Origin of the sequence: Brevibacillus centrosporus (assembly GCF_003710815.1) — a bacterium.
Lineage (GTDB): Bacteria > Bacillota > Bacilli > Brevibacillales > Brevibacillaceae > Brevibacillus > Brevibacillus centrosporus.
The window spans coordinates 1-11,960 of sequence record NZ_RHHP01000008.1; the positions used below are offsets into that span (position 1 = coordinate 1).

General features: G+C 47.1%; 8 protein-coding genes. 1 reads left to right on the top strand and 7 read right to left on the bottom strand.

Annotated features, from left to right (window positions below):
* Window positions 1-471 precede the first annotated feature (471 nt).
* Together EDM55_RS09130 and EDM55_RS09135 are read right to left on the bottom strand one after the other, a co-directional pair.
* On the bottom strand, window positions 472-1,026 hold the full coding sequence (locus EDM55_RS09130) for a cupin domain-containing protein (protein ID WP_122960143.1): 555 nt from the start codon (window positions 1,024-1,026) through the stop codon (window positions 472-474).
* A 195-nt stretch (window positions 1,027-1,221) separates the two neighbouring features.
* The gene (locus EDM55_RS09135; protein ID WP_092267499.1) at window positions 1,222-2,205 is read right to left on the bottom strand and encodes a LacI family DNA-binding transcriptional regulator; all 984 of its coding nucleotides are present in this window, start codon (window positions 2,203-2,205) and stop codon (window positions 1,222-1,224) included.
* A 123-nt stretch (window positions 2,206-2,328) separates the two neighbouring features.
* Between EDM55_RS09135 and EDM55_RS09140 the strand changes: the two genes are divergently transcribed.
* Window positions 2,329-2,961, top strand: a complete 633-nt coding sequence (locus tag EDM55_RS09140) for a YczE/YyaS/YitT family protein (RefSeq protein ID WP_092267327.1) — start codon at window positions 2,329-2,331, stop codon at window positions 2,959-2,961.
* A gap of 129 nt (window positions 2,962-3,090) precedes the next feature.
* On the opposite strand, the gene EDM55_RS09145 is transcribed toward EDM55_RS09140, so the two are convergent.
* From EDM55_RS09145 to EDM55_RS09165, 5 genes are all read right to left on the bottom strand, one after another.
* Entirely contained in the window at window positions 3,091-6,300 is a 3,210-nt protein-coding gene (locus EDM55_RS09145) for a coiled-coil domain-containing protein (protein ID WP_122960144.1), read from the bottom strand.
* On the bottom strand, window positions 6,297-6,995 hold the full coding sequence (locus EDM55_RS09150; protein ID WP_092267331.1) for a hypothetical protein: 699 nt from the start codon (window positions 6,993-6,995) through the stop codon (window positions 6,297-6,299). The genes EDM55_RS09145 and EDM55_RS09150 overlap by 4 nt, the downstream gene beginning before the upstream one ends.
* Complete coding sequence (locus EDM55_RS09155) at window positions 6,952-8,358, bottom strand: hypothetical protein (protein WP_122960145.1); 1,407 nt, start codon at window positions 8,356-8,358, stop codon at window positions 6,952-6,954. Before EDM55_RS09155 ends, EDM55_RS09150 begins: the two co-directional genes overlap by 44 nt.
* Window positions 8,334-9,659: a DUF2399 domain-containing protein gene (locus EDM55_RS09160; RefSeq protein WP_092267335.1), complete on the bottom strand. Its 1,326-nt coding sequence runs from the start codon at window positions 9,657-9,659 to the stop codon at window positions 8,334-8,336. Before EDM55_RS09160 ends, EDM55_RS09155 begins: the two co-directional genes overlap by 25 nt.
* Before the next feature lie 227 nt (window positions 9,660-9,886).
* Window positions 9,887-11,842, bottom strand: coding sequence for an elongation factor G (locus tag EDM55_RS09165; protein ID WP_122960146.1), 1,956 nt, complete (start codon window positions 11,840-11,842; stop codon window positions 9,887-9,889).
* Window positions 11,843-11,960: the final 118 nt, after the last annotated feature.

The window sequence follows — 11,960 nt, forward strand, 5'->3', positions numbered from 1 at the left end:
TCCCAAATACAGATGGTAGCTTAATTCAAATCATTTTTCCGTTCCTCACTAGAGTTTGGGAATAAACCAACAACAGAAGCACGGAGCAGCCGCAGGATCTATTCCGTAAGGGCAACGACCCAGTAAAGGAGCAAGAAGCGGCGTCCACACCTTGAGAGGCAGAACGAAGGAATGTAAGGGCGAAGACCCAGCGTGACATGGGAGGGTAAGCCGTCAGGGGAATGGAGTGGATATCCAAATGTGCGGTCATACGATTCATCCACAGATTGGAAAAAAGATTCGAATCTCTATTCCCGCAACCGGCTTATACAGAAAAATATTCCATAATTACATACTTCACCCACCTCTCTGGAATGTTGATGGTTGAAAATCTAAGAATGAGTGAGTAAACGCGAGAAAAAATTAATTTATAGTGGGAGGGAAGATGTAAAAAAGCACCCTACCCGGGTGCTTTCAAAGGAAAACGACAACTTACGTATGGTTTCTTTCTGAAGCCATAGCAATGGCCTTCGTTTCATGAACGGTGCCAAAGGGATGCTCGGGTGGCGCATAGATCGAGTAAACCTTCAATGGGGTATAACCCGTGTTGATTACATTATGCCATGTACCTGCAGGAACCATAATGGCATCGTCGTCACAGACTCTTTGTTCAAAATCCAATCGATCTTTACGGGGGCCCATTTGCACAAGCCCTTGCCCTTCTTCAATGCGTATGAATTGATCCGTCTCGGGATGGACTTCCAAACCGATGTCATCTCCAACATCGATACTCATGAGCGTTACCTGCAGGTGCTTTCCAGTCCACAAAGCAGTGCGGTACGTATTATTTTGTAGAGAGGCCCGGTTTATATTCACGACTGCTGGCTGTGGCCCATAATCTCTTAATACGAGGCTTCCACCGTAAGAGCTCTGGCTATAGCTCCCATGGTAATAGGGTTGCCCCCAATTGTAGCTCCAGCTACTCGGGCTCCAGCTGCTGGGCATCAGATGATACCACGGGTAGTGGTAATGGATAGGTCGATACATGTCTAAGCTCCTTTCTTCATACCTTGCACGTCATTATCCTATGCACCTGCCCATGAGAAGGTAACCGATTTGGGCATGAGTCCAGTAGCAAAAGAGACGGACCCGACATGTGTCAGATCCGACTGAAAAGATTCTATGAATATCCATGCTCCCTACTTTGTCTGTGCCAATAGCTTGGGTCTGTGCAGACAAACTTTACGTCGATTTTCTCTCTACCAAAACCGGCAGCAGCACCTGCTCTTCTTTCCCCCATACTTTTCCCTGGTTGATGATCCGCTCGTGCAGCATTTCAAATGCGTACTTGCCCATCTGCTTGCTGGAGCTGGAAACGGTCGTAATCTCCAGCAGCTCGCCGATGGGCTGATCATCACAGCCGATGATCGCGATGTCTTGGGGTATGTTTAGGCCCAGCCTGCTTGCCTCTTTGTACAGCCCAGCTGCGATGTGATTACAGGAGACGATCATCGCGGTCGGCCGATTCTCCAGCTGCATGAGCTTGCTGGCGACCTCCATCCCGTCTTGGATCGTCACGCAATCCTCAAAGGCCCACTCAGGGTCTGGAGTCATGCCAATCGAGCGCAGATTTTCCTCGTACGCACGCTTGCGATGCTGGCTGTTGAAGCTGTTTTTTCGTCCCAGGCAGTACCCGATCCGGCGATGTCCCTTCTGGATCAGATACTCCATCCCGATGAGAAACGTCTGGTAGTGGTCGATGTGCACACTCGAGACTGTCGTCGTATCATTGGCTTCACAGGTGATGATCGGTCCGTATTCCGCATACTCCGTGAGCGTATCGCAGGAATTGGCCCTGGAAAACATGATCAAGCCGTCGATTTTTTTATTGGTCAGCAGCTGCAAAATGCTGCGTTCATGTTCAAGACTGTTGTTTGTCTGGCATACCATCATCTTGTAATCGTGAAGAGCCGCTTCCGCCGCGATCCCCTCGAGAATGGTGCTGTAATACTGGTTGTTTACCATCGGAAGCGTCACCCCAAGCACCTTCGTTTTTCCCGTCGAGAGGTGGACAGCGTTACTGTTTTGTATGTAATTGTGCTCCTCGATAATCTGGAGGACCCTCGCTCGTTTTTGCTCGTTTACGTATTTGTGGTTGTTTAGTACACGTGAAACCGTAGAAACCGAAACACCAGCCAATTGCGCAATTTCTTTTATATTAGGCACTCGGATAACCCCTCTGACTTCTCTTTCATCAAGTTCTATCACCATCAAAGCATATTCCGCTTGCTCTGAAAAGCGTTTCACATGGTATGCTCGCCTTATGTAGAAGGAAAGGAGTCATTTATTGTGATTCGCTTAAAGTTTGAATACGTTTTGTTTCTAGTCGGCTTGCTGATTTTGGCGCTCGGCATCAACATGATGACGACCATTACCTCCTTTGGTCTGAGTCCATACGATTCGCTCTTTATTGCCCTCTTTCAAAACTTCGGGATCTCCATCGGCTTCTGGATGTTTGCCATTAACTTTACCTTTGTCTGTATCGTCTTTTTCATGGATCGCAGCTATATTACGGTGGGGTCCCTTTTGGTTATGATTTTGATTTCTGTCTTTGTCGATCTGATCGGGTCGATCGATACGCTCATGGCTGGCATCCGCACATTACCCCCGCTTCTGACGATGGCGCTCGGAAACATCTGCATCGGCAGTGGCATCGGGCTGTATGTATGTACACAGGTGTGCACTGCTCCACAGGAATCATTTGTGCTCGTCATGTCGAAGCGATTGAAATGGACATTCAGACGGACGGAAATTTTGCTGGCTTGCCTGTTTTTGAGCGCCAGCTTTCTGTTAGATGGCCCCATTTATTACGGAACGATCGTCCTGTCCTTTACCACAGGGTACATTATTCAAGCGGCGATTAATGTGGGGAATAAGCTGCTTCAACGGGTAAATGGCGCAAAAAAAGTGCAGGCAGCGTAAAGGCTAGTCTGGAATCTAAAAGCAATGAAGAGAGCCCAAGCGGTTGAAATAGCGATCGCTTGGGCTCTTTGTGTACGTTTTCCTATCCAACTGGATTTTCTCGCTCATTTTCGTACATAGCCAAAGCAATTAGACTCCCTCTACTTTTGCAATCCCTATTACTTTACTTCTTGTTTCAATCGGATCATGGTGCACAACAAATGCCTTCGAAAAACGATTCATATACGATTGTTCATGTGACTTTGGAGTCAAAACGATCATTTTCCTTCCCAGTTCATGCACGTACAAATCAAATACCTTTGATTTCCGATTTTCGTCAAGCGCGCTGTCAAATTCATCGAGAACAATGAACCCCGGAGCTGTCTGGATATTTTGTAACAGCGCCAGAGCAAATAAAAGGGAGCTGAGCGATTCTTCTCCTCCAGATACCCCTTTTCCTACTTTTCCTCCGCGCGCTTTAATGCTGACATCCTCCATAGATCCGCGATGCCCTTCCTTCCGAACCTTTATATACAATTTGAAATGGACACGCTTTTTATGGTCCTCATATGATTCCCAGTTGATGTCCCCTTCAAATTGGAAATGTCCCAAGTACGTCTTGAAGCGCTGCTGGATTTCCAAAACACGCATGTTTATCATCGTCTCCATTTTATCACGGAGTTGTTCAGCTCGTTCCTTGTCTTGCTCAAGCAATATGCTTGTCCGCTTGAACTCGTTATCCAACCGTTCATATTCGGTATTGGCTGTCTCATAATTTGCCGGAGCTGCCGGATCAATGCCGTCTTCCATCCTGGCTTGATTCCAAATCACCTTTCCTCTTTCACGGTCATTTTGCCATTGCTGAAAGGATCCCTTCCTTTCCTGTGGGTTTTCTGCCAGTACCATGGAATACACATCCGGCATCAATCCCTTCATGTCGGTTACTTCTTTGATGATTTGAACAAGCTCTCCTTCTGCCAGCTCTTTTTCATGCTCACAGTTTTCCTTTTGCTTCTTTCTCGAACGAAGACTCGCGTCAATGCTTTCCAGATCGTCGGACATTTTTCTGATTTTACGTTCGGTCTGTTTGAGCTTCGAATCCAAAAGTTCGATTTCTTGCTCCAACATTAAATTCTTGTCGCTTTCTTTCTTCTTTTGTTCCCTTTTCGCATCCGCTTGCTTGTCGAGTTCGTTTCGTTCCTCGTATTTATCTTTCAACTTCCCCAGTTCCTTGTAGAACTGTTCTTCTTCGTGCAATTGCTCCTCCAAAACTCCATGCTTGTATTGAAGGCGTGTATAAATGCCTATTTCTGTTTCCAGCCGCTCTATCTCCTGCTCGAGTGTCGCTTCGTTGTTTTGTTCCTCCTTCCATTTCTTCCTCAATGCTGTCCGCTCATATTGCTTCGTCATGAAGGCTTCCGATTCCCTGACTTGATGGACAATGCTATTTAACTCCTGCAAAGTCTTCGTATCAGCCACAATCTGCTCCTCTAACCATGACAGCTTCTGTGAAAGCTGTTCGCTCATTCTGTGTACTTCCTGTTTTCGGACAGACAACGCTTTTGCGCTCAGGATAAACCTTTCCTTCTCTTGTGGTCCTCGCATCCCTAACGAATCGATCAAGATCCCATTTTGAATGGAAATCCTTTCACCCTTGAAACATTGCTCTACCCACCAGAGCGCTTTGATTGCATGCGGAATCTCTTCCTCCGTCAGCCCTTCCCTGACCCTAATATGAAGATCAGGCAGTTCCGTAACAGAACGGTCCGGCACAAGTTTCATCAAAGGCACATGGTACAGGTCATTAGGCGGATTCACATCGACTCCGTTGAAAAACACCGTGTATTTGATCGCCTGAAACAGCTGCTCGTCTTGTAGCTTGGCTGTTTCGGTCATTTCAATGAGCTCGCGCAAAGGGTATGCCTTCACTTGTCTTGACCGAAACCATTTCATTGATTCCGCTTGACGGGTAGACAAATCGCGGCCTTCTTCAAGTAACACCTGTTCATCTTTTAGCTGACGCAATTCTAGGGACATGCTCCTTTTGATCTCTTTATTCTCGTCGATCGTTTTATCAAGAGCGTCCATTCGCGCCTGCACCATATGGCTGCTTTTATACTCCCGAAGCCTTTCCTGATGCATCGCTTCCTGCCGCTCAGCAGACATCACTTTTTCTTTCAGTTCGGCAATTTGCTCTACCGTTCTCCGCCAGTCCTGCTTTTTCTCTTCTAATGCAGTCTTTACGTGGACATAGGCTTTGTTCGTTTCCTCCTTTTCTATCCACAGCTTTTGCAGGGCAGCTTTGACTTCTTCTTCTGATCTCGTGATTTTGCTCTTGCGTTCGGTAATATCCCTCAGCTCTTTATCCAGCTCTGCCATTCGCTCCAGAATCGTACGGAGTTCCGTTTCGACATGGTCGATATTTTTTCTCGTCTCTTCCATCCATTCTTCCCTTGATTTAATCTCTTCGTTGATCGCTTCCATACTTTCTGCGGTACTTTCTTTTTGACTCAACTTTAATGCTTGTTCTTCGCGCATTTCTTCCATCTCTACTTCCAACTGCTGCATGATATCAAGCAACCTGTCTTTCTCCCTGTAAAAATGGCGCTCTAATCGCAGCAACGATCCAAGATAAAGCCCTCCTCCTTCCCGCAGCCTTTTTTGATTGTCCACATACCGGTCGAGAGCCACCCTTTTCATGGATAGCTCTTGTTTCATTCTCTTTACATTCATTTCAGAAGACCGCAGCGTTTCTTCCGTCTCCTTCAGCTTTTCCATGCTCTCTTCCCAGTCTCGCTGAACCTTGTCGATCCCATGCATTTCACTAAAAATACGAAAGCGTTCCTCCGGGTGCATAACCGCGAATTGATTGACCTCCTGCTGATACCAAATCAGGTAAAATAAATCAGGGTCTATTTTGTATTTTTGCTGCAAGTCTTTTTTGTAAGCCGTAAAATTGTAATAGCGATCCCCTGACGTGTACGAAACCGTCTCTTCCCATTGATCGATATGATCCCCTTTTGAAATCGAAAATTCCTTTTTAACAGGCTGACCCGGTTCCTGGACCATGTAAAGAGTAAATTCGATAAAGGCGGGAGCATCAATCTTCATCAAGCCATCGTTTTTAAGAAGAAAGGATATTTTCGCTCTCCATGTTTCATTAGCCTGCAAATTTCGGGATCTCAGCCCCTCTGCATCTACTTTGGACGAATACAGGACCGCTCCCATGCAAAAGGAAATGGTGGATTTCCCTGCTCCATTCGGCCCTGTAATTAATATGTGACTATCAAACCCAGATAAATCCAGCAAGGTTGGCGGGTAGTCTCTTACCCCAGAAAAAGTAAGCCTCCACGGAATCATTCCTGTTCTCCTTTCGGGTAAAGATTATAGCGCCGGAAAAACTTTAAAACTTCTTCTTTGTTCAGCTGGTGCGATTGGCTGAACTCCACTGTACGACGCAAAAAAGAATCAGAGAACAGGTTCGCCCCTATAGCCGTAAGCTGGTATGCCTTTTCCTGAGAATTGGTGTCGTATTCTTCAATTGCCCCGATCTTCTTTAATGGATCAATGTTCAATAAGATTCGCTGGTTCGCTTTGGTAGTTTCATGCCCCAAAGCGTTCAACAGCTGATCAAACAAAGTAAACTCATGCTGCAATACTTCCTGCTGGTAAAACATGTAGAGGAGAATCGCCAAGCTTTCTTTTGTCAACGTGTTGCGAGCCGCTCGTGCTGGTACCCGCATTAACGCAACAACTTGATCACGCTTCTCATCATAAATCACTCGAAAATACCGACTAACCGCTTGATTAAGCCTGATTAAAAAGGAGTGAAATTTTTCCCCGTCATCTTGGATTTGCAGCTGTTTTTCCACTTCTTTTCGAGAAATACCAAAATTCCCGGATCGAATGGAGGCAGAGGAAGAGAAGAGGATATTCATAAAGGTTAGCTCTTCAGCCTCCGTTAGAACGCCTTTTAATGACTGCATGACATTTAGTGGATTTACATTGATTTCAGCTCTTGCTTCGCTTTCGGATGATATTGGCTCGATCTTCATGATTCATCCACTCCCATTTTCTTTCATACTCACGTAATCCTGTCTCTTCTGTTTTGGTGATTGTCATTTTTTTATTGCCGACTAATGCAGAAATCGCTGTGAGAGCATTCACGGCATCGCTCCACTGGTCGGTCGTTGCTTCTATAACCACCTGTTCAATCAGTGCTTCTTCATGCTTGTTCATATAAGACTCGATCTGTTCCGTTTCGATCATGGCTTTTGTGAGCATCCATTTCGAATCTCCCAGCAATGCTTCCATCTCCTGAATGGAAATTTCTTCTGCAAGAAATATTAATTCCTCTTCGTCATCGACCAGTGGTTCCACATAGGGTTCGTATGTCTCTAAATAGGAGACCGCTTCCTCAATCGCAGCAGCAGAAAGGGGCGCAGCAAACTTGACAGGAAACCACATACCGTCGACTGCCTCTTCTTCATACTGATTCTGCTCCATGAAACTTAGCATCTGATACACATTAGGTACATCAGATTCAAGCGGAGGATCAAACATTTGAATGATAAACTCGCGCACTTTTTCTGGTTGGATCGAGGAAGTTAATGGCGTTTTTTGCATATGAGTAAACTTCAAGTACTTGTTAATCATTCCTAGGCTTAGATTCGTTCCTTCTGCTAGAACGGCTGTCCCGTTTTGCATCAGGTTAGCCAAAACAATACTGTCTTCCAAGGTTTCAAATTGCCGAAGTCGTTCTTGCAGTTTTTGATCAAGCTCCTCCATTAGCTGATGAATCAGCTCGAGCTGCGGGAGGGCATTGCGGTCAGCCAGCATTTCCAGCTCACGCTCCTTCATCAGCTGAATGGCATTTTCGACATTGCGAATCATACTGGCGATCTTGTTCCCACCGGAAATCCCATGATCGTCGTATGCTTCACTGATTTCCGCATCTCGTTTCGCCTGGAAAAGAGAACGGCCTATGTCATCACGCATGTAATACGCCAACGAATCGTTAGCCAGGCGAATCAACGCATCCATCATCCGCTTCCCCAGATCTCTCATCTTCAACTGCCGCGACTGTTTGGAAATCCAGTTGTATTTGACCAAGATGTTAATGACCTGCTCCACACTCTTTTTAGAAGGCGGTTCTGGGTCTTTGTAACGATTCCGATAGCGGTAATAGACAGTCTCTGCATTTTCAATTGGGTCATCTAGACCAAGAGCCTCTTCATTTAATAATTGAATGACACGTAAAAAACGCAAAATTTGACCAGGTACGTGAAACGAAGCATGTGAACCTAACTCGCTTAATATTCCTGACAAAGACGCGATATCCCGCATCGACTGCATGATCTCAGGTCCAGACTCATCAGAATGAAAAATGGAAATCAAAGGGCGATCCACTTTTTCCAATCCTCAGCACCTCCCAGAACTTGTTCCTGTTCTGCTCTATGTTGTTTCAAAAATGCTTTCATGTATTCTTCGTAATCCTCCCAGGAGGTCATTACTTTAAAATCATGGGTAATCCATTTGAAAGCAACCCGGTGATGATCCACAGCTAAATATAGTTCCTTTGCGATAATCAAACCATCAGGATCATAGTCACTCCAGATGATGATTTGCTCCGGTGTTCCGTTTTTCACCAGTTGCCGAATGCAAAGTCTGTGTGAGCTCCTGAGATGCCCATCAGCACAGAGGACGATAGAGTTTGTCTCCTGCAAAAAGCCTTGTTCGGCAGCCATTCGCGTCAGTATCGCCCGATTTTCAACCAGCCAAATTGTCGTTGCTTCCGTCGTGTACTCTTCTTCGACAATTGCCAAATCTGTCAAAGCATGTACGGGTCCAAACCGATAAGCTGAAAACTGTCCCGTAATCTTCCCAGAAAAATAAAGAGGCGTAATCTTCCCCAAGCTGGTCATTCCAAGAGAATCTGCTGGACATTGTGCCCACTCTTCTAATTGAGCGAGAAATTCCCCCTTATAGGAATCAAATGCCTTCGATCCCCCAATCTCCCGATAATAATTGGCCCCAATTTCCTTCCAATCAAAATTCGCTCTTGAAAAGGCTAGACGTATGAATGCCACGATAAAGTGAAGAAAATTCATACGTTTGGAAACAGACCATCTTGCCGGAAAATGAGAGGATGTCCCTAGCTCGCTATGCATTTGACCCGCTATTTCCGAAATCAAGCAGGTCAATGCGTGCAACCCCCTTTTTCTATGAGTCGCATAGGGGATTTCAGAGCTGTCTCCAAAGGTAGCCGCACTCTCTCTCAAGGTTTGAAGCAGCTCCTCAACCGCATATTTTCTCTGCAGAGCTTTCTCGGATTCGTATTTGTAAAAGCGATACCCCCTTCGATATTGCATGGAATCCATTGTTTTTCCATCTTTTTTAAACCGGACTTCCCTGATCACCCAGCCAAGCTCCAACCATCGCATTGTTTTAGGTTCCCGGTCATCTAATGTAATTTTCCTTTTGGATGAGAAGAGCTTTATTAGCTCTTCGTCAGGATGCTCATCTGAAGAATCCGGCTGGCTCGTCGATAGTGTAAGCACTCCTACTACCCGATAAGTTCGTTCTGTCCGTTTGATTATATTTACATCGATAAATGGCAATTCGAGTTGGTTGCTGCCCGTATTCATTTCGAGTTGTTCAGAGCTTTTCAGTATAAATTTTTCAATATAGGATATGAGTAAAGGATCTAGCTTGTCCATGGTTTCCTCCTATTCTTCTATTCCTTATAGTAACAAAACAATTCATTCCCGTTGGGTGGAATATCAGGGAATTTTATGAATACATAACCAAGCATTTTCGACCGAGCCTTGTTAACAGGCAGTGAAGACAAACCTCCTTTTCCCAAATGAAAAAGACGGATCGAAACATACGTCCAGATCCGTCTGAAAAGATTCCTACTCTTGGTTTCGCCATTTCCAGCCTTCTCTCAGAGCAGATGCATCTTGGCCTCCGCTTCCTCCCACGGCACCGAGTAGCCGGCCCCTTTGGCGCAGAAGATCGAGGATGACGTATAGAGAGGATCGGCGTCTTTCTGGTAGCCTTTCCACTCGATCACTTCCTCCGCGTTATGGCAAAGATCGTAACCGCCAAACACGCAGCGGATACTGCCTCGCCCATGCGTAAAGGAGGCGAACTCCGTGCTGTAATTCATGAATGTGGACACTGGGACCCTCCCGGTAATGACTGCATGCGTATCCGACATCTGTGGTGGCTCAAACGTTCCTGCTGCCCGCTGTATATCAGACAGCACTCTTCCCATCTCGTCCATGCCCACCTTGATTTTGACGTCATAATAAGGCTCCAGCAGGAGGTTTTCCGCTTTTTCCAGTCCCTGCCGCAGCGCACGGAAGGCAGCTTCGCGAAAGTCGCCCCCATGGGTATGCTCGTTATGCGCGCGACCTTTTAGCAGCTTGATCTTCACATCGGTGACCGGCATCCCGGTTAGCAGCCCATGATGCTCCCGTTCGTAGAGTTGAGATTCAACCAGATTCTGGTAGCTATAACTAAGCTCGTCCGGATGACAAACGCTCGTGAACTGGATCCCGCTGCCCCGCTCCCCCGGCTCCAGCAGGAGATGCACTTCTGCATAGTGCCTGAGCGGTTCGAAGTGTCCATACCCCGTCACCGCAGACTGGATCGTTTCTTTATACAAAATCTCCGGTTGGCCGAAAGAGACTGCGAAACCGAAGCGCTCCTTCACTACCTGCTCCAGCACTTCCAGCTGGATCAGACCCATGACGCGAATGTGGATCTCTTGCAGGCTCTCTTCCCAAACGACATTCAAAGATGGGTCCTCCGCATTCAGCAGGCGAAACGCACCGAGCACTTGCTGTACGTGCAGGGAGCTGTCGAACTGTACTTTCGACTGCAGCGTTGGCTCAGTCTCATAAGCAAATTTATCAGTGAAAAGCCCCACCCCGTGCCCAGCCTCCGCTTCAGACAAACCAGCGACTGCAAACAAATCTCCCGCTGCCACTTGCTCCACCGGCTGCGATTTGCTTCCGTTAACCAAGAGGATTTGGGTAATCTTCTCTTCATAGGGAACCCCGCCGCTCTCGTAGCTGAGCAGCTCCCTCACCTTTAGTGTGCCACTCACTGCTTTGATAAACGTTAGCCTTTGCCCGTTTGCCGCATGCCGAATTTTATAAATGCGCCCCCCGAACGGAGCCGTTTCGTCATACGACACGGTCGTCAGCAGATGCAGCTGATCCAAAAATTCTACAACGCCCTCATCCTGCAGCGCCGAACCATAGCTGCAGGGAAAGAGACGCCCCTCTCGCACCATCCCCTGCATCGCCTCCAGCCAAAAAGCGGAATCGTCCCTTCCCTCCAGAAACGCTTCGAGCAAAGACTCGTCCCGCTCCGCCATCAACTCCCGGAGCCCTTCATGGATGCTGCCCTCGAGCAAGCTGCCCTTGATAGAACAGACATCCTCCGTCAGCTGACGGCGTATTTCTTCCTCCGTTCTGCCTGCATCCGCCCCGGTCCGATCCGTTTTGTTGATGAAGAAGAACGTCGGAATCCGATGCTTGCGCAGCAGCTGCCAGACCGTCTCCGTATGACCTTGGACGCCTTCTACCGCACTGACAATCACGATGGCGTAGTCCATGACCCCAATCGCCCGCTCCATCTCGGAGGAAAAATCGACGTGTCCCGGCGTGTCGATCAAATAATAAACGTCGCCTTTGTAGTTTATAACCGCCTGATCGGCGAACACGGTAATGCCCCTAGTCCGCTCGATGTCATGGCTGTCCAAAAAGGCATCCTGATGATCCACCCGCCCCCGCGACCGGATGCTGTTCGTATGGTAGAGCAGCTGTTCCGCAAAAGTCGTCTTGCCCGCATCCACATGGGCAAACAAGCCGATTGTTAGACGCTTCATGTTATCCCTCTTCCGTAGCTATTCTTTTACCATTTAAGCATAAGAATCGAGTCGGCAGGTAGAGGTACCCTTTCTTCGATCACGATGGAACGCTGAAGCGTCAGGGAAATGCTCAACG